The sequence below is a fragment of the Agrobacterium sp. ST15.16.055 genome (assembly GCF_027956555.1).
GTDB lineage: Bacteria > Pseudomonadota > Alphaproteobacteria > Rhizobiales > Rhizobiaceae > Agrobacterium > Agrobacterium salinitolerans.
In genome coordinates this window covers 21,547-39,969 of the sequence record NZ_JAQKGN010000002.1, presented here as the reverse complement: position 1 = coordinate 39,969, position 18,423 = coordinate 21,547, and the positions used below count along the sequence as shown (strand labels likewise).

Sequence of the window (18,423 nt, the reverse complement as noted above, 5' to 3'; positions counted from 1 at the left end):
CCAAACCATAACGCCGGAATACAGTCAGGCGAATCGCTTCGCCCGTCTCTGGGCCTCTACCGGGATAACACCATGCGGAAAATTCTGCTTCTGACTGCCGCCGTCCTCTTTTCCCACAGCGCGCTCGCCGCCGGGCCGGCCGATCCCGTTCAGAAGGTGATGGATATCACCGTGAAGAACTGGTCCGGCGATGCGGAAAACTGGAAATACATTTTCGACGAGGACATGCTGACCAGCCTGTTCAGCAAGGATTTCGTCGCGCAATATCGCGAAGCGTCCAAAAAGCCGGCTTACGAGGCCGAAAGCGGTGAGACCGGCGATCCCTTCGGTTACGATGTCGTGACGAACTCGCAGGATGGCTGCCCGCTGGCCGATGTTTCCGTGACGCCGGGCGCGGTCAAGGACGGCGTGACGGACGTGACGGCGAAATTCAAGCTCTGGGCCTGCATGGATGAGGCGGAGATGAAGGCGACGGTTGACGAAGTTCATTTCGATGTCGTCGAGGAAGACGGCCGCCCTGTCATCAGCGATATTCACCGGGTTGGCGATGAGGGCAGGGATTCGCTGCGCGAAGAGATGGCAACGATCATCAAGGGAGAGCAATAAGGGGCGTCTTTGCCAGCGGGGCGGGTCCGGGCTTTCTCCGCGCCGGCTTTGATTTTGGCGTCGATCTGTGCCAGTGAAGCGCGCTTTAGCGCGTCGGGCTGAAAATCTATGCGACGCTTCAACAAACGGACAAAAGACGATGGCAGGCACAAACAGCGATCTCGAACTTGTGGCGGAAGGCCCGGCGATCATTCTCGTCGAACCGCAGCTTGGCGAAAATATCGGCATGGTGGCGCGGGCTATGGCCAATTTCGGCCTGGCCGAATTGCGGCTGGTCAATCCGCGTGACGGCTGGCCGAGCGAGAAGGCACGCGCCGCGGCCTCCAAGGCCGATCACGTCATTGACGGAACAAAGGTGTTCGAGACGCTGGAAGAGGCGATCAAGGATCTGAATTTCGTCTATGCCACAACGGCGCGCGAGCGTTACGGGTTCAAGCCGGTGCGTGCGCCCGTTACTGCCGCCGACACGCTCAGGGCAAAATTCAAGGCTGGCGAAAAGACCGGCATCCTGTTCGGGCGCGAGCGCTGGGGGCTGACGAACGAGGAAGTGGCGCTGGCCGACGAGATCGTGACCTTCCCGGTCAATCCCGCCTTCGCCTCGCTCAACATCGCGCAGGCCGTGCTTCTGATGTCCTATGAGTGGATGAAGTCAGGCATGGACGATCTGGGAGAGACACTGTTCCAGTCCGTCGAGCAGCGGCCTTCGACCAAGGAACAGGTCTTTGGCCTGTTCGAACATATCGAGGAAGCGCTGGATGCGCGGGGTTATTTCCATCCGGCTGAAAAAAAGCCGAAAATGGTCGACAATCTGCGCGCCGTGCTGTCGCGACGCGGTTTTTCCGAGCAGGAGATCAGCGTTTTCCGCGGCGTGATCAATTCGCTCGACCGTTTCCCGCGGCAATGGCCGAAGAAGACGGGCCGGGCTGCAGGGCCGTCGGCTGAGGGAGCAGGGGAGAATGCTGAAGACGAGTGAGGCGGCGGCCGATGTGATGAAACCGGTGCTGGTGTTCGATTCCGGCATTGGCGGGCTTACCGTGCTGCGCGAGGCGCGCGTGCTGATGCCCGAGCGCGGTTTCATCTACGTGGCCGACGATGCGGGTTTTCCCTATGGCGGCTGGGAAGAGGAGGCGCTGAAAGCCCGTATTCTCTCGCTCTTCGAGACGCTGCTGCAGGATTACAGCCCCGAAGTCTGCATCATCGCCTGCAACACCGCCTTCACGCTTGCGGGCGCCGATCTTCGCGCCCGGTTTCCGGACATGACCTTCGTCGGCACCGTTCCCGCCATCAAGCCGGCGGCCGAGCGGACCCGCTCCGGCCTCGTTTCCGTGCTGGCGACGCCCGGCACCGTCAAGCGGGCCTATACGCGCGATCTCATCCAGTCCTTCGCCACGCAATGCCATGTTCGTCTTGTGGGGTCGGAAAATTTGGCGCGCATGGCGGAAAGCTGGATCAGAGGTGAACCCGTGCCCGACGAGGCGGTGCTGGCCGAAATCGAACCTTGCTTCATCGACAGCGATGGCAAGCGTACCGATATCGTCGTTCTCGCCTGCACCCATTACCCCTTCATGGCCAATGTGTTCCGCCGGCTGGCGCCATGGCCGGTGGACTGGCTCGATCCCGCCGAGGCGATTGCGAGGCGGGCCCGCCATCTGGTGCCGCTGCCACAGGATGCGGAGCATCCCGACGGTTTCGACTTTGCCGTCTTCACGTCAGGCAAGCCGGATTTCGCCACGCGGCGGCTAATGCAGGGTTTCGGTCTCAGCGTTTCCGCTACCTGATCGCCTGTTGCATTTTTGCATCGCCACTATTCGTCTTTTGCAATTCGAGATTGCGACCTCTTGTCGCGTCTGTTTTCCTGTGTAAGATGCATCTCGTCTGTAACCGCAAGAACTGGAGGCGTGGAATGAGCAATGACATTAATATGCGCCTTAATGGCATGTCGGGCCCCTTTGGCGTGATTGTCGGCGGTTATGTGATGCGAGGCATCTCCCTCCGATAAGGCTTATGGCCTGATTCCCCAGCCGTTTGGCATTTTCACTTCGTCTGACATGTGACTTGCGCGTCCGCGTGGCATGCGTGCTGCGCGCGTCGTTTCGTCCTGTCGTTTTCCATCGATAAAGGACCTGGCCGCTTTGCCGCGCCGGGATGGATTTCCCATGCAAAATGATCAACCATTGGTAGCATATGCGCTGCCGGATGCGGTGGACCGTCTGTTCGTCACATTCGGCGTCTGGAAGACCCTGAAGACGGTCGTCTTCGCGGCTGTCGTGCCACGCGCGCCGCCGACCGATCCTGCCGATCTGCCAGAGCGCCTTCTGGTCGATATCGGCCTTGACCCATCGCGGGTGAAGCGGCGGCGGGATTGGGAGGTTCCTTACTGGGCGCCCCGGTTTTGATTGGCAAAGGCCTCTCCGGCAAAGAAATGTCGGGGAGGCTTCGTCGTCGAATTACGCCCGCTGGCAAACCACGAAATGCAGGCGGCCGCGGCGCGATCTGCGAAAAATCCTGCTTGATGCGGAGTTTTTTCCGTGGCTTGCTCCCCCAATATGAGACAGGAGACTCATCATGCCGATAGAAAACTGGCTGGCCTTCGTGGCCGCATCTGCCATCATGCTCGCCATTCCGGGACCGACGATCCTTTTGGTGATTTCTTATGCGCTGGGCCACGGCCGCAAGGCCAGCACGGCGACGGTGACGGGTGTGGCGCTCGGCGATTTCACCGCCATGACGGCCTCGATGCTGGGACTTGGCGCGCTGCTTGCCACGTCGGCTGCACTTTTCACCGGTCTGAAATGGATCGGTGCGGCTTACCTCATCTATCTCGGCATCAAGCTGTGGCGTTCGCCGGTTGGTGACGCGGCGGAAAATACGGGCGTGACGGGACGCGAAAGGCCGCTTAAAATCTTCCTGCACGCCTATATCGTCACGGCCTTGAACCCGAAGAGCATCGTGTTTTTCGTGGCCTTCCTGCCGCAGTTTCTGGTGCCGACATTACCCTTCTGGCCGCAGGTGCTGATTTTTGAAGTCACATTCCTGGTGCTTGCTACTGTCAATGCAGCGCTTTATGGACTTCTGGCAAGCGCCGCTCGTAATACGATCCGCAAGCCGAAGGTTCAGCGTATCGTCAACCGTACGGGCGGCGGGCTCCTGATCGGCGCCGGCCTTATTACCTTCGGCTGGAAGAGGGCGGTTTCGGCCTGACGCCTGCTGATCGCCTGACATTCGGACATAACAAAATGGCATTGCCGCATATATTTCTCGCCCTGATCACCGTGTTTTTGTGGGGCTTCAACTTCGTTGCCATCAAGATCGGGGTTACGGACATGCCGCCCCTGTTTCTGACGGGGGTGCGTTATCTTGTTGCGGCGGTGCCCCTGGTGTTCTTCCTGCCGAAACCCAATGTGCCGTGGCGACATATGGTCGTTTACGGCATGGCGATGGGTTTCGTGCAATTCGGCCTGCTTTATCCCGCCATCAAGCTCGGCCTGCCGGCCGGTCTTGCGTCGCTGGTCATGCAGTCGCAGGCTTTCTTCACGCTGGCGCTTGCCGTGGTGTTTCTGGGCGAACGGCCGTTGCCGTCGCAGATTCTTGGCGCACTCATCGCTTTTGGCGGGCTGGCGGTCATCGGTGTGGAGCGCATGACGGCGGCAGGGTTGGTGCCGCTTCTGATGGGCGTCGGTTCCGCGATTGCGTGGGCCTGCGGTAACATCGTCAATCGCCGCATCGGGCAAGTCAATGCGGTGTCCTTCATTGCCTGGACCAGCCTTGTGCCCGTTCTGCCGCTGATCCTGCTTTCACTGGTCGTGGAAGGGCCGGAAGCGATTGCCGAAGGAGTGATCAATGCGACGCCGACCATGGCTCTCGTGGTGATCTATATGGCCTATGGTGCAACCATCGTCGGCGCGGGCATCTGGAGTTATCTGCTTCTGCGGTATCCCGCCGGAACGGTGGCGCCGTTTTCGCTGCTGGTGCCTGTTGTCGGGTTCATCAGCGCCTATCTGGCTTTTGCAGAACACATCACCGTTTTCGAAATCATCGGTGCGGCGCTGGTCATTCTCGGGCTGGCACTTAACGTCTTCGGTCGGCGCATCGGCATTGCAAGCTTCTGGGTCAGGTCTCCGCAGGGCTGAGCGTGAATTGCCTGTGCATTATCGGCACGGATGAGACGCAAGAGCCGATTTTTTGGTAAAGAGTACGTTCGGCCGTCCTCTAGGGAATCGGTCGGGTGAGATGCAGCACGAGGAATGGAACATTGCAGGTCGGTATCGACATGGGGACCCTATCGGGCGGGCAGCAGGCCAAGCTCGATATCGAGGAATTGCTTGCGACGCGTTTGCTGGTGCAGGGCAATTCCGGTTCCGGCAAGTCGCATCTGCTGCGGCGGCTGCTGGAGCAATCGGCGCCATGGGTGCAGCAGGTCATTATCGATCCCGAGGGCGATTTCGTCACGCTTTCCGACAGGTTCGGCCATGTGGTGGTCGATGGCGAGCGCACGGAAGCCGAGCTGGCCGGTATTGCCAACCGCATCCGCCAGCACCGTGTCTCCTGCGTGCTGACGCTGGAAGGGTTGGATATCGAGCAACAGATGCGGGCCGCCGCCGCCTTCCTCAACGGCCTGTTCGATGCGGACCGTGAATTCTGGTATCCCGTACTTGTCGTGGTAGACGAGGCGCAGATGTTTGCGCCCTCCGTCGCCGGCGAGGTGACTGAGGATGCGCGCAAGGCGTCGCTGGGCGCCATGACCAATCTGATGTGCCGCGGCCGTAAACGCGGTCTTGCCGGCGTCATCGCCACGCAGCGTCTGGCCAAGCTTGCCAAGAACGTCGCGGCGGAAGCCTCGAACTTCCTGATGGGCCGAACCTTCCTCGATATCGACATGGCGCGTGCCGCCGATCTGCTCGGCATGGACCGTCGCCAGGCGGAAATGTTCCGTGATCTCCAGCGTGGCAATTTCGTGGCGCTCGGGCCGGCGCTGTCGCGCCGTCCGCTTCCAATCGTCATCGGGGCGGTGGAAACCTCGGCGCGGTCATCTTCACCGAAGCTGATGCCGCTACCGGATGCCCCGCAGGATGTCGAAGACCTTATCTTCACGCCTGATCCGGAAGAGTTCACGCGCGCAGCCGTGCGCCGTACACCCCCCGCACCGCGCCCGACCACCGATATTCTGGCAGAGCTTTCCCGCTCCACGCCCGCTGCCGTTGGCCCTTCATCGGAGCAGTCGCCGCGTGCAGGCCAGCCGGAGATGACACCGGAGGAGCGCGAGGAAAAGATCGGGGCGGTTCTCGTCGAAATTCTCGATGATCCGCAATCGGCCTATCGCACGGATGCCGTGCTTTATCAGGATTTTCTGGTTCGCGCCCGCATGCGCCGCATTCCCGGCACGCCGATGACGCTTCCCGAATTCCGCCGCCAGGTGGCGATTGCCCGTTCCGGCGTGGATGCGGCGATGGCGGCAAGCGAAGGCTGGGAGAAAGCGCTGGAATTGTCGATGTCGGTCTCCGACGATCTGCAGGGGGTCTTCCTGCTGCTGGTCAAGGCGGCACTGGGTGAAGAGCCTTGCCCATCGGACGCCCGCATCGCTCGCGCCTACGGCACCCATTCCGCCCGCCGCGCCCGGCGGCTTCTCGGTTATTTCGAGGAGAAGGAGCTTGTGGTGGTGCATGCCGATTTCTCCGGCAAGCGCATCGTGGCGTTTCCCGATCTCGACGCAAAAACCGCACCCGGCGATGCGGATGCGGCTGAGGATGATACGAGGCTTGCGGCTGAGTGAGGTTGCGGCAGGTTTCCCTGCCGCTTGCCGTTGGAAGCCTTACTCGATGGCCTTTTCTTCCTTCCGCGTCGCGATCAGCGAACCGATAATGCCGGTTGCGAGGATGGTGACCGTGACGCCGAGCGAGACGGCGGGCGGGATCTTGGCGATGCCAAGCATGTCCGCCACGAAAATCTTCGAACCGACAAAGACCAGAACCGCAGCCAGCGCATATTTCAGATAAGCGAAGCGGTGGATCAGGGCGGCGAGTGCGAAATAGAGCGCGCGCAGGCCGAGGATCGCGAAGATGTTCGAGGTATAGACGATAAACGGATCGGTGGTGATCGCGAAGATTGCCGGGATCGAATCGACCGCGAAGATGAGGTCGGCGATTTCGACCATGATGAGCGCTAGGAAGAGCGGCGTTACGAAGGTCTTGAGCTTGCCGGTGGCCTCATCGGTTTCCTTGACGAAGAATTTCTCTCCATGCAGCCTGTTTGTCACCGGAAGGTGGCTGCGCAGGAACTTCAGGATGCGGTTATTGCCGATGTCGTTTTCGTCATGGTCGGACGAGAACAGCATCTTGAGGCCCGTGAAGACGAGGAAGGCCGCAAAGAGATAAAGCACCCAGTGGAAGTTTTCGACGATGGCAGCACCGCCGGCAATCATGATGCCGCGCAGGATGATGACGCCGAGGATACCCCAGAGCAGCACACGGTGCTGATATTGCCGGGGAATGGCGAAATATGAGAAGATCATGGCGATGATGAAGATATTGTCCATCGCCAGGCTTTTTTCGACGACGAAGCCGGTGACATATTCCATCGCCGACTGCTGGCCGGATTGGTACCAGATCCAGCCGCCAAAGGCCAAGCCGATGGCGATGTAAAAGCCGGACATCAGCAGGCTTTCACGAACGCCGATTTCCTTGGAGTTCTTGTGCAGCACGCCGAGATCGAGCGCGAGCAGGCCAAGCACGAGGGAAATAAAGACAGCCCACATCCATGTGGGGGTGCCGAGAAAATCCGATAGAAGAAAGTCCATCAGTCAACCTTTAGCCGGACGAGGTTGGCTTTACGGATGGGGAACGTGCGTCAAAAATATACGTGGCCCCAACCTTAACAAACTCGACATCACGTGTTGTCCGGTAACACGCCAGAGGGGCCCGAGTTCTGATCACGACGAAGAGATGGGTGGGCACTGTTGCTTTTCAAGAGGAGACTTCATAAAAAAGCGAAAGGGCTTGTTTGACAAAACCGTGAAAGCTCTGTAGAAGCCGCCCCAACGCCGGGCAGTGATGTCCGGTGTGTTTTGTTGACTGCCCTGCAGTTTAAGAACTGACGTTCGGCGGTCAATATCACCGACATGTCCCGTGGTTTCTCCATTTGCATGTGAGAAGCCTGTCAGAGGCCCTGAAACGGGCCTCAGAGGAGGGCGTGTTTCCTTAAACCGGTCTGGCAAAAGATCGGTATAACCTTTTGAGAAGGAAATACGATGAGCAAGCGCGAATCGGCTAAGTATAAAATTGACCGCCGCATGGGCGAAAACATCTGGGGCCGTCCGAAGTCCCCGGTTAACCGCCGCGAATACGGCCCGGGCCAGCACGGCCAGCGCCGCAAGGGCAAGATGAGCGACTTCGGCACGCAGCTGCGCGCCAAGCAGAAGCTCAAGGGCTACTACGGCGAACTGCGCGAAAAGCAGTTCCGCGCCACGTTCGACGAAGCAAACCGTCGCAAGGGTGACACTTCCGAAAACCTGATCGGCCTGCTCGAGTCGCGTCTGGACGCCATCGTCTACCGCGCCAAGTTCGTTCCGACCGTTTTCGCATCGCGCCAGTTCATCAACCATGGCCACGTCACGGTTAACGGCGTTCGCGTCAACATCGGTTCCTACCGCTGCAAGCCGGGCGACGTCATCGAAGTTCGCCAGAAGTCCAAGCAGCTGGTTACGGTTCTCGAAGCCGTTCAGCTCGCAGAGCGCGACGTTCCGGACTACATCGAAGTTGATCACAACAAGATGGTTGCGACCTATGCTCGCGTTCCTTCGCTCTCCGACGTTCCGTACCCGGTCGTCATGGAACCGCATCTGGTCGTCGAATTCTACTCGCGTTAATCGACGCGTTTCAGTATTGAGAAAGCCGCCCTTCGGGGCGGCTTTTTTGTTGGCTGGGGAAGGCTTTGCATGCAGGACATTCAGGCTATCGTCGATTCCATCTATGACAATATGCTGCCGAGACTCGGCGAGGGGAAGGTAGCCGATTACATTCCCGAGCTCGCCAAGGTCGATCCCAACCAGTTCGGCATTGCCATCACCACTGTCGATGGAACCACCTATACGGCCGGCAATGCGCTAACGCCGTTTTCGATCCAGAGCATTTCCAAGGTCTTCATGCTGACGCTGGCGCTCGGCAAGGCCGGTGAGACGGTGTGGAACCGGGTAGGGCGCGAGCCTTCAGGCTCTTCCTTCAACTCCATCGTCCAGCTGGAGCACGAGCACGGAATCCCACGCAATCCCTTCGTCAATGCCGGCGCCATTGTGGTGACCGATATCGTGCTTGCCGGCCACCAGCCGCGCGAGGCTATCGGCGAGCTTCTGCGTTTCGTTCGTTACCTCGCAGATGACGATACGATCAGCATTGACGACACGGTGGCGAAATCCGAGCAGGCGACGGGGTTCCGCAATTTTGCGCTCGCCAATTTCATGCGCTCCTTCGGCAATCTGCACCATCCCGTGGAACATACGCTGGGCGTTTATTTCCATCAGTGTGCGCTGTCGATGACCTGCGCGCAGCTGTCGCGGGCCGGCCTCTTCCTTGCCAATCGCGGCCGCAATCCGCTCTCCGGCCACACGGTTGTCTCGGACCGGCGGGCGCGGCGTATCAATGCGCTGATGCTGACCTGCGGCCATTATGACGGATCGGGCGATTTCGCCTATCATGTCGGCCTGCCGGGCAAGAGCGGTGTCGGCGGCGGCATCATGGCGGTGGCGCCGGGCAAGGCGTCGATTGCGGTCTGGTCGCCGGGTCTCAACAAGGTCGGAAACTCGGCGCTCGGGTCACAGGCGCTGGAATTGCTGGCAACGAAAACCGGCTGGTCGGTATTCGGGGCTTGATCTTGCCGGCGGATGGGGGCATTGCCAGCATGAAGAACGGCAGTCGTGCCGGAGCGAGCGGATGATGAACATTCTCACCAGGATCGATGACATCGCGGAGAAGGTCGGGGCAGATCAGGAACCGCCGGAAGAGAGCGGTAACTCGCACCCGCTGTTCGACAACGCGCCGCGCTCGGTCTCGTTCAACAAGCTGCGCAAACGGCTGCTGCGTAATGTGCGCCAGGCCTTTGAAGATTTTGACATGCTGAAGGGCCAGACGCGCTGGCTGGTCGGCCTTTCCGGCGGCAAGGACAGTTACGGTCTTCTGGCGCTGCTGCTCGATCTCAAATGGCGCGGCCTTTTGCCGGTGGAACTGGTCGCCTGCAATCTCGATCAGGGCCAGCCGAATTTTCCAAAGCATGTCCTGCCGGAATATCTGGCGAAGATCGGTGTGCCCCATCGCATCGAATATCGTGACACCTATTCGGTGGTGAAGGAAAAGGTGCCGTCCGGCGGCACCTACTGTTCGCTCTGTTCGCGGCTCAGGCGCGGCAATCTCTACCGCATCGCGCGGGAGGAGGGCTGCGACGCGCTGCTGCTCGGCCATCACCGCGAGGATATTCTCGAAACCTTCTTCATGAACTTCTTCCATGGCGGCCGTCTGGCCGGCATGCCGGCGAAGCTTTTGAATGATGAGGGCGACGTGATGGTCATGCGCCCGCTCGCCTATTGCGCCGAGGAAGATATGGCGAAATTCGCGGCGGCGATGGAATTCCCGATCATTCCCTGCGACCTCTGCGGCTCGCAGGACGGGCTTCAGCGCAATGCCATGAAGGAGATGCTGGCCGACATCGAGCGGCGTATGCCGGGCCGCAAGGACGTGATGCTGAGGGCGCTTGCCCATGTCAATCCGTCGCATCTGCTCGATCCCAAGCTTTTTGATTTTTCGGCGCTTTCTGTCACCGGGGCGTCACCTGAAGAGCGTAGGGAGGCCAACTCCCCCTTATGAAGAAGTGCCCCGCCCGATGACCCTTTCCGACAAAGATATCGATTTTCTTATTTCCACCGTTGCCGCTGCCGGCGCAAATGAAATTCTTCCCCGCTTCCGAAACCTGAGCGCCGGTGCGATCTCCGAAAAGACCTCGGCCGTCGATCTGGTCACCGAGGCCGATGTTCTAGCGGAAAAGGCGATCACCGCTGCTCTCCTTCAGCGATTTCCGAAGGCCCATATCGTCGGCGAAGAGGCCTATGAGACGGACCAATCCGTCATTCCAGCCCTTGCCGATGCGCCGCTTGCCTTCGTGATCGATCCCATCGACGGCACTTTCAATTACGCTTCCGGTTTTCCCGCTTTCGGCACGCTGCTTGCGGTCACCGTCAAGGGCGAGACGGTGGCGGGCATCATCCACGATCCTGTCATGGGCGATACCATCGTTGCCCTGAAAGGCGAGGGCGCGTTTCTCAACCGCAGGAACGGTTCGCAGGCGAAGCTCAGTGTTGCCGATCCCGCGCCATTGTCCGACATGGTCGGCATCTTTTCCTGGGGCCACAGCCATCAGGATCGCCGGCCGGTGATTGCCGCCAATATGGCCAAGATCAAGATGGCACTGTCGCTCAACTGCTCGGCACATGAATATTGGCTCGCCTCGGCCGGCAAGCTGCATTTCATCGGCCATGAAAAGCTGATGCCGTGGGATCATCTCGCCGGCGTGCTCATTCATCAGGAGGCGGGTGGCTACACGGCCCGTTTCGACAATACGCCCTATCGGCCGGGACAAACGGAGGGCGGCATCCTATCCGCCCCCGACAAGGAAAGCTGGAAGATGCTGCGACGGGAAATCGTCGCCTTATAACATCACGCCCAAATAGAAGGATATCGCCCATGGCTCTCGAACTCGACATCGCCTCTCTTGCCAATGCGCTTCAGGAGGCGGCGGCAGTGGAAATCTTACCAAGGTTCCGCAATCTGGGCGAAGGCGATGTACGGATGAAGACCGAGGCGATAGACCTCGTCACCGAGGGCGACGAGGCCGCCGAGCGGTTGATCCGCGCCCGCGTTCAGGAGATCATGCCTGACGCCCTGTTCATCGGTGAAGAGGCGGTGGCGGCGGATGCCTCGCTGCTCGGCAAGCTTGCCGATGCCGATCTGGCTGTGGTGGTCGATCCCATCGACGGCACCTATAATTTCGCTTCCGGCCTGCCGCTCTTCGGCGTGATGATGAGCGTCATTTCCAAGGGCGAGACCGTTGCGGGGCTGATCTTCGACCCCATGGGCAACGACTGGGCGATTGCCGAAAAGGGCTCCGGCGCATGGCTGTGCAGCGCCGATGGTTCGCAGACGCAGATGTCGGTCGTGCCGGCGCCGGAACTGTCGCAGATGGTCGGCATCGCCAATACCGGCTATTTCGAGGTGGAAACACGGCGCAAGATCCTGATGAATCTGGCGGATGTGCGGCTCTTCACCAGCTACCGTTGTGCTGCGCACGAATATCGCCTGTTCTGCGGCGGCCACATGCATTTCCTGATGTACAACAAGCTGATGCCCTGGGACCATCTGGCCGGCACGCTGCTGTCGCAGGAAGCGGGCGCCTATGCGGCGCGCCTCGACGGCTCGCCCTATCTGCCAAGCCATGTGGATGGCGGGCTGCTGCTTGCGCCTGACCAGCAGACATGGGAGCTGCTGCGGGAGAAGATTTTTACGGTTTGAGGTGGCGTGACAAGGTTGCGGCTTGATGGTGGACATCATCTACCTCACCTCTGTCATCCTCGCCCTTGAGGCGAGGATCCACAGGCGGTCGAAGCGATGGATCTTCGGGTCAAGCCCGAGGATGACGCCAAGAGTGGGGAATGGGTGCTGAAACTGGCCGACGCTGAGTGTTACGCCAGCCGTCAATCAAATAAAAAGGGCGCGGAACAGAATTCCGCGCCCTTTTCTTTTTCAACCGGTGTTACCGTGTCGGCTTGTTATGCGCCTGAAACAGCATGCCCTTTTCGCCGATCAGCACGAAGATCAGGCCGATGATGGAGACCACGAAAAAGCCTGCCACCATGGGCAGCGCAGTGCCGTTAAACGCCTGGCCGATGGCCGCACCGATCAGCGAGCCGCCGACGGTTCCCATGAAACCGATAACGGAAGAGGCGGTGCCGGCGACGTGGCCGAGCGGCTCCATGGCGAGCGAGTTGAAGTTCGAGCCGATCCAGCCGAACTGGAACATGGCAAGCGCAAAGAACACGATGAAGATGGCGAACGGCATCGGCTCCGGCCCCAGCACCTGCACCACCAGCCAGACGAAGGTGATGGCGATGAAGCCCAGCAGCGATCCGTGCGACAGCTTGCGCATGCCGAACCGGCCGACCAGCCTGGCGTTGATGAAGGATGAGAAGGCCATGAACAGGGCAACGCCCGCAAAGGCCGCCGCAAACCATGCGCCAAGGCCGTATATGCCCTTGTAGACCTGCTCAGCCGAGTTGATGAAGCCGAACAGCGCGCCGAAGATGAAGGTGCTGGAAAGCGTATAACAGAGCGCGATACGGTTGGTGAGCACGATCTTGAAGCCGCCAAGGATCGAACGAGCCGTGAAAGGCCTGACGTCATCAGGATGCAGGGTTTCCGGCAGGCGGAAATACATCCAGGCCGTCACGATGGCAGCAATTCCGGCCATGAAGGCGAAGATCAGGTGCCAGTTGCCGAAAAAAAGCACGATCTGACCGGTGCCGGGCGCGATGACCGGAACAACCATGAAGACCATCATGATCAGCGACATGACTTCCGCCATCTGGCGGCCGCCATAGATATCGCGCACGATCGAGATGGTGATGACGCGCGTTGCTGCCGAACCGATGCCCTGAATGAAGCGCAGGAACAGCAGGCCCGCAAAGGACGGCACGAAGACGACGGCAACGGCTGAAACGATGTAGATCGCAAGGCCGAAAAGCATTGGCTTGCGACGTCCGAAACGGTCCGAGATCGGTCCGTAGACGAGCTGGGCTATGCCCAAGCCGAGAAGATAGGTGGAGATGACGTACTGGCGATGGTTCTCATTTTCCACGCCCAGCGAGGCGCCGATTTCCTGAAGACCGGGTAGCATGATGTCGATGGCGAGCGCATTCATTGCCATCAGCATGGCTGCCAGCGCAATGAATTCCGTACGCCCCATCGAGCCTGCGCGCGAAGCGGTGGATTGTGAAAGTTCTGTCACAGGATTGCCCCAAAAAGAACGGCAAAGGCGTTGCATGAAGCAACGCCTGGCATAAATTTCTGACAATCAGGGTGGGCCGGATGAACCGGCCGAAATCAGGCCGCGCCGCGGACGCTGATACCCTGTTCTTGGAAGTGGCTCTGCAACTCGCCCGACTGGAACATCTCTCTTACGATGTCACAGCCGCCGACGAATTCGCCCTTGACGTAGAGCTGCGGGATGGTCGGCCAGTTGGAATAGTCCTTGATGCCCTGACGGATGTCCGCATCGGCAAGCACGTTGACGCCCTTGTAGTCGACGCCGAGATAATCGAGGATCTGTACCACCTGGCCGGAAAAACCGCATTGCGGAAATTGCGGGGTGCCCTTCATGAAAAGAACGATGTCGTTGCTCTTCACTTCGCTGTCGATCATGTCGTGAATGCCGCTCATAGGCCTATTCCTTTCACATGCGGTTCAAGGCCGCTGCTTTCTGTTAGCCTCTAAATAACATGTCGCGCCGTGATTTCCACCCGGGGGAGCGTAAAAAATGCGTCTCGATGGCATGGCGTGACGGGGGAAATCCGGCCTGCGGCTTTTTATTTATATCGCTGCCGGCTGCGGGCAGCCGCGGTGCGCTTTTTGCTGACCTGTTTCCGGGCGGGTTTCGGTTTGACGGCGGCCTTGATTGCGGCTTCCAGCACGGAACCGAGGATACCGCCGGCCGCAGAGCGGGTACTTTTCGTCCGGCGCGTGCGGCGTGTCTTGCGGATGCCGGATTTGGTCAGCACTTCGGCGAGAGCGCCTTTGACGACGCCGTTGAGCAATTGATCGACGATGCCAGACAAATTTCCCTCACCGATAAATAAATCATATTTCTGTCGCGTTTTTTACTATACGTGCATCGCCCACTGTATCAAGCGATCCTTTCGGGCGTCTCCAGCCTGAAGGTCTATGCATGCCAGCCGTCAAGTCACGACTTGTTCTTTATTTTCCCGGTTTCGATCCGCTCGATGCGGCCGCCCATCATCTGCGTTACCAGCGGGCGGCGGCGCTCGCCGGCAAAACCTGGGATGTGGATTACACGGTGGGGCCGCTGGAAAATGCGCCCGGGGGCGAGACTTTCACGGTGGAGGCCGCGGCGGGCGACTGGCGGACGCGCTCCGACATTTTCGTTTACGACCATAATGCGGTGATATCGCAATTGCGCGATGCGCCGGTCTGGCGGCAGATCTGGCTGGGCTTCAAGGCCGGGGCGGGCATTGTCAGTGAGGGCGGTGCGGCGCGTTATTTCCGCCATGCCTGGCGTTTTGGCCTGTTCTTCATCTTCCCGTTCCTGCTGATGCTTGTCGGTGGCGCGCTTGCGGCGACTATCGCCCTTTCGCCCTGGCTTTTCGCTTTACCGCTCTGGCTCTTTGCGATCAGCCTTCCCGCCGCCGCCCTGTTTTTCCTAAAGGCTTTCCTGCCGTTTGCGGAGCGGTTTCACACGCTGCATCTTTATGCAGACTGGCGATTCGCGCTTGCGGTCGGCCGTGATGAGCCGATTGCCCGCGACTGGATCGAGGAGAGGGCAGCACTTGTTCTGACGGCGCTGGAGCAGCCTTCGGATGAGGTTCTGGTGGTTTCCCATAGCATGGGCGCCAGCCTTGCGCTTGCCACGATCGGCCGCGTGCTGGAGCAGAAACCGGATGCGCTGGATGGCCGGACACTGTCTTTCGCGACGTTGGGCGGCGCGGCTTTGCAATGCGCGTTCCTGGCGAGCGCTGAACGGCTTCGTCAAAGCGTAGGCATAATAGCGCGTCACGCCGAGGTGACATGGTTCGACATCCAGTGTCTCACCGATCCGATCCATCTTTATCGCTGCAATACGGTTACCCTGACCGGTCATGGCGATGCGCCGCAGCCGAAGATCGTGCCGATCCGCTTCAAGCATTCGCTTTCGCCGGAGCGCTATAAGAAGAACAAGCGCAACTTCCTGCGCATGCACCGGCAATATGTTCTGGGGCCGGATCGCAGATCCGGTTACGATTTTACCCTGCTGACGGCAGGCCCTTTGCCGGCCGCCTCCTTCGCCGATCTGGATTCGCAGACGCCGCCTGTTCTGTAAGCGGCATCCGATCCTTATATCGGACATGAAAAAGGCCCGCGTGAGAGTCTCACGCGGGCCTTTGATTTATTCAGCAGATTTCACGCCCTGCCGCAGATGGGACAGAGACGGATTGTTACCGGAGCCGCTTTCACGGGCGCAATCATTCGGGAGCGGAGGTCTGCAGGGCAAGGGCATGCAGAACGCCGCCCATATTGCCCTTCAGTGCGTCATAAACCATCTGGTGCTGCTGCACGCGGGTCTTGCCCTTGAACGCATCCGCAACGACTTCTGCCGCGTAATGGTCGCCGTCACCGGCCAGATCGCGGATCGTGACCTTTGCCCCGGGAATTCCCGCCTTAATCATGTCTTCAATGTCGCCGGGTTTCATGGGCATGGTGTTTCTCCTTAATTCATTCTGCGGCGAGCAAAGTTTCGCCATCCATGAATTGAGGGAACCACGATTCATAGGCCAAGTGCAATTCTTTAATCTCGACTGCCCGCGCCGTGCCCAGCTTTACGCTCGCACCGCCGGTAACACCTATGACCGGGCAGGAAACGCCCGCTGCCTTCGCCGCTGTCTGCACCTCGTCGAGATCGGCCTTTTTGACCGTCATGACGTAGCGGCCCTGATCTTCACCATAGAAGGTGAGAACCGGATTGTGACCTTCGACCGCGTCGATGGTCGCGCCGATGCCCGACGAGATCGCCATTTCGGCAACCGCAAGCGCGAGACCGCCCGAGGAGCAATCGTGAACGGCGGTGGCAAGACCATCGGTGATCAGGCTGCGAACGAAATCGCCGTTCCTCTTTTCGGCGGCCAGATCGACATGCGGCGCAGGGCCATCGATGCGGCCGTGGACGTCACGCATGTAAACCGACTGGGCGATGTGGGTGCCGAGGCCGGCAGGAGCGCCGACAAGCAGCACCACTTCGTCAGCGGCGGCGAAACGGATGCGCGCCATGCGGCCCCAATCCTTCAGGAGGCCAACGCCGCCGATGGTGGGGGTGGGCAGGATCGCCTGACCGTTGGTTTCGTTATAGAGCGAGACGTTGCCGGAAACGATCGGGAATTCCAGTACCCGGCAGGCTTCGCCGATGCCCTTGATGGCATGAACCAGCTGGCTCATGATCTCGGGCTTTTCCGGGTTGCCGAAGTTCAGGTTGTCGGTGGCCGCGAGCGGCAGAGCGCCGGTTGCGGTGATGTTGCGCCAGCATTCGGCAACGGCCTGCTTGCCGCCTTCGAAGGGATCGGCCTCGACATAACGCGGTGTGACGTCGGAGGAGAAGGCGAGCGCCTTCTTATCATGGCCTTCGACGCGAACCACGCCGGCGTCGCCGCCGGGAAGCTGCAGGGAATTGCCCTGGATCAGCGTGTCATACTGTTCGTAGACCCAGCGGCGCGAGGAGTTGTTGGCCGAACCGACCAGCGATACCAGCGCATCGGCGATATCGGCGGCGGGAACGTCGTTTTCCGAAAGCGGCGCAGGCACCTTGGCAGGCGTCCACGGGCGGTCATATTCCGGAGCCTGATCGCCCAGTTCCTTGATCGGCAGGTTGGCGACCTCCTCGCCATTGTGCAGCACGCGGAAGCGCAGGTCGTCGGTAGTCTTGCCGACGATGGCGAAGTCCAGACCCCACTTGACGAAGATCGCCTTGGCGACTTCTTCCTTGGAAGGTTCGAGAACCATGAGCATGCGCTCCTGGCTTTCCGAGAGCATCATTTCGTAAGCCGTCATGCGCTCTTCGCGCACCGGTACGGCGTTCAAGTCAAGCTCGATGCCGAGATCGCCCTTGGCGCCCATCTCGACGGCCGAGCAGGTGAGGCCGGCGGCGCCCATGTCCTGAATGGCGATGACCGCACCTGTTTTCATCAGCTCAAGGCAGGCTTCCAGCAGGCACTTTTCGGTGAAGGGATCGCCGACCTGAACGGTCGGGCGCTTTTCCTCGATGGATTCGTCGAATTCGGCGGACGCCATGGTCGCACCGCCGACGCCGTCGCGGCCGGTCTTTGCACCGAGATAAACGACCGGCAGGCCAACGCCCTTGGCTTCCGAAAGGAAGATCGCGTTGGACTTGGCAAGGCCGGCGGCAAAGGCGTTAACGAGGATGTTGCCGTTATAACGCGGATCGAATTCCACTTCGCCGCCAACCGTCGGCACGCCGAAGGAATTGCCGTAACCGCCGACACCGGCGACGACGCCGGCCACGAGGTGGCGGGTCTTCGGATGATCCGGCGCGCCGAAACGCAGGGCGTTCATGGCGGCAATCGGGCGCGCTCCCATGGTGAAGACGTCACGCAGGATACCGCCGACGCCGGTCGCCGCACCCTGATAGGGCTCGATATAGGACGGATGGTTGTGGCTTTCCATCTTGAAGACGACGCAGTCGCCATCGTCGATATCCACCACGCCGGCATTTTCACCCGGACCCTGAATGACGCGCGGTCCCTTGGTCGGCAGGGTCTTCAGCCACTTCTTGGAGGACTTGTAGGAGCAGTGCTCGTTCCACATGGCCGAGAAGATGCCAAGCTCGGTAAAGCTAGGCTCCCGTCCGATCAGGTCGAGGATACGCTGGTATTCGTCGGGCTTCAGCCCGTGGGATGCAACGAGTTCCGGGGTGATCTTGATGGAGTTTGAAATCGACATAGGTCTCACGCGGTTCGAGCCGAGGAAAGTTTCCGGTTCTTTAGCGCAAGAGGCTCAAAGGTGCGAC

General features: G+C 60.0%; 19 protein-coding genes. 13 read left to right on the top strand and 6 right to left on the bottom strand.

Annotated features, from left to right (window positions below):
- Nucleotides 1–72 precede the first annotated feature (72 nt).
- The 7 genes from PL599_RS03210 to PL599_RS03180 all read left to right on the top strand — a co-directional run bounded on the left by PL599_RS03210 (nt 73) and on the right by PL599_RS03180 (nt 6,376).
- The gene (locus PL599_RS03210) at nt 73–606 is read left to right on the top strand and encodes a hypothetical protein (protein WP_162520292.1); all 534 of its coding nucleotides are present in this window, start codon (nt 73–75) and stop codon (nt 604–606) included.
- 139 nt (nt 607–745) lie between these two features.
- The gene (locus PL599_RS03205; RefSeq protein ID WP_137410613.1) at nt 746–1,579 is read left to right on the top strand and encodes an RNA methyltransferase; all 834 of its coding nucleotides are present in this window, start codon (nt 746–748) and stop codon (nt 1,577–1,579) included.
- Nucleotides 1,563–2,384, top strand: a complete 822-nt coding sequence (murI, locus tag PL599_RS03200; RefSeq protein WP_077982017.1) for a glutamate racemase — start codon at nt 1,563–1,565, stop codon at nt 2,382–2,384. The genes PL599_RS03205 and murI overlap by 17 nt, the downstream gene beginning before the upstream one ends.
- 378 nt (nt 2,385–2,762) lie before the next feature.
- Nucleotides 2,763–3,002 (top strand): hypothetical protein, encoded by a 240-nt coding sequence (locus tag PL599_RS03195; protein WP_080790437.1) that lies wholly within the window; start codon nt 2,763–2,765, stop codon nt 3,000–3,002.
- A gap of 169 nt (nt 3,003–3,171) precedes the next feature.
- Nucleotides 3,172–3,807: a LysE family translocator gene (locus tag PL599_RS03190; RefSeq protein ID WP_142911466.1), complete on the top strand. Its 636-nt coding sequence runs from the start codon at nt 3,172–3,174 to the stop codon at nt 3,805–3,807.
- Nucleotides 3,808–3,842: 35 nt separating this feature from the next.
- On the top strand, nt 3,843–4,736 hold the full coding sequence (locus tag PL599_RS03185) for an EamA family transporter (RefSeq protein WP_269825062.1): 894 nt from the start codon (nt 3,843–3,845) through the stop codon (nt 4,734–4,736).
- Between the two features lie 122 nt (nt 4,737–4,858).
- The gene (locus tag PL599_RS03180; RefSeq protein WP_269825063.1) at nt 4,859–6,376 is read left to right on the top strand and encodes an ATP-binding protein; all 1,518 of its coding nucleotides are present in this window, start codon (nt 4,859–4,861) and stop codon (nt 6,374–6,376) included.
- 39 nt (nt 6,377–6,415) lie between these two features.
- On the opposite strand, the gene PL599_RS03175 is transcribed toward PL599_RS03180, so the two are convergent.
- The gene (locus tag PL599_RS03175; protein ID WP_269825064.1) at nt 6,416–7,399 is read right to left on the bottom strand and encodes a TerC family protein; all 984 of its coding nucleotides are present in this window, start codon (nt 7,397–7,399) and stop codon (nt 6,416–6,418) included.
- A gap of 450 nt (nt 7,400–7,849) precedes the next feature.
- Here PL599_RS03175 and rpsD point away from each other — a divergent pair, with 450 nt between their 5' ends.
- The 5 genes from rpsD (at nt 7,850) to PL599_RS03150 (ending at nt 12,152) form a co-directional block, all read left to right on the top strand.
- On the top strand, nt 7,850–8,467 hold the full coding sequence (gene rpsD, locus PL599_RS03170; RefSeq protein WP_004442465.1) for a 30S ribosomal protein S4: 618 nt from the start codon (nt 7,850–7,852) through the stop codon (nt 8,465–8,467).
- A gap of 69 nt (nt 8,468–8,536) precedes the next feature.
- Nucleotides 8,537–9,466 carry a glutaminase gene (locus PL599_RS03165; protein WP_269825065.1) on the top strand — a complete coding sequence of 310 codons (930 nt, stop codon included), beginning with the start codon at nt 8,537–8,539 and terminating at the stop codon, nt 9,464–9,466.
- Nucleotides 9,467–9,527: 61 nt separating this feature from the next.
- The gene (ttcA, locus tag PL599_RS03160) at nt 9,528–10,454 is read left to right on the top strand and encodes a tRNA 2-thiocytidine(32) synthetase TtcA (RefSeq protein WP_416172507.1); all 927 of its coding nucleotides are present in this window, start codon (nt 9,528–9,530) and stop codon (nt 10,452–10,454) included.
- A 16-nt stretch (nt 10,455–10,470) separates the two neighbouring features.
- Entirely contained in the window at nt 10,471–11,298 is an 828-nt protein-coding gene (locus PL599_RS03155; RefSeq protein WP_269825066.1) for an inositol monophosphatase family protein, read from the top strand.
- Nucleotides 11,299–11,327: 29 nt separating this feature from the next.
- Nucleotides 11,328–12,152, top strand: a complete 825-nt coding sequence (locus PL599_RS03150; RefSeq protein ID WP_077982025.1) for an inositol monophosphatase family protein — start codon at nt 11,328–11,330, stop codon at nt 12,150–12,152.
- A 241-nt stretch (nt 12,153–12,393) separates the two neighbouring features.
- Here the strand turns inward: PL599_RS03150 and PL599_RS03145 are convergent, their stop codons facing one another.
- The 3 genes from PL599_RS03145 to PL599_RS03135 form a co-directional block, all read right to left on the bottom strand.
- A complete protein-coding gene (locus PL599_RS03145) occupies nt 12,394–13,602 on the bottom strand; it encodes a multidrug effflux MFS transporter (RefSeq protein ID WP_142911821.1) in 1,209 nt (402 codons plus the stop codon).
- A gap of 137 nt (nt 13,603–13,739) precedes the next feature.
- Nucleotides 13,740–14,075, bottom strand: coding sequence for a Grx4 family monothiol glutaredoxin (gene grxD, locus PL599_RS03140; RefSeq protein WP_142911461.1), 336 nt, complete (start codon nt 14,073–14,075; stop codon nt 13,740–13,742).
- A gap of 146 nt (nt 14,076–14,221) precedes the next feature.
- Entirely contained in the window at nt 14,222–14,470 is a 249-nt protein-coding gene (locus PL599_RS03135) for a hypothetical protein (RefSeq protein WP_269825067.1), read from the bottom strand.
- A 110-nt stretch (nt 14,471–14,580) separates the two neighbouring features.
- On the opposite strand from PL599_RS03135, the gene PL599_RS03130 reads away from it, so the two are divergent.
- Nucleotides 14,581–15,729: a hypothetical protein gene (locus PL599_RS03130; protein ID WP_269825068.1), complete on the top strand. Its 1,149-nt coding sequence runs from the start codon at nt 14,581–14,583 to the stop codon at nt 15,727–15,729.
- Nucleotides 15,730–15,871: 142 nt separating this feature from the next.
- On the opposite strand, the gene PL599_RS03125 is transcribed toward PL599_RS03130, so the two are convergent.
- Both PL599_RS03125 and purL read right to left on the bottom strand, forming a co-directional pair.
- Nucleotides 15,872–16,105 carry a BolA family protein gene (locus PL599_RS03125; protein WP_003516012.1) on the bottom strand — a complete coding sequence of 78 codons (234 nt, stop codon included), beginning with the start codon at nt 16,103–16,105 and terminating at the stop codon, nt 15,872–15,874.
- Nucleotides 16,106–16,121: 16 nt separating this feature from the next.
- Nucleotides 16,122–18,356 (bottom strand): phosphoribosylformylglycinamidine synthase subunit PurL, encoded by a 2,235-nt coding sequence (gene purL / locus PL599_RS03120; RefSeq protein ID WP_142911458.1) that lies wholly within the window; start codon nt 18,354–18,356, stop codon nt 16,122–16,124.
- Between the last annotated feature and the right edge of the window lie 67 nt (nt 18,357–18,423).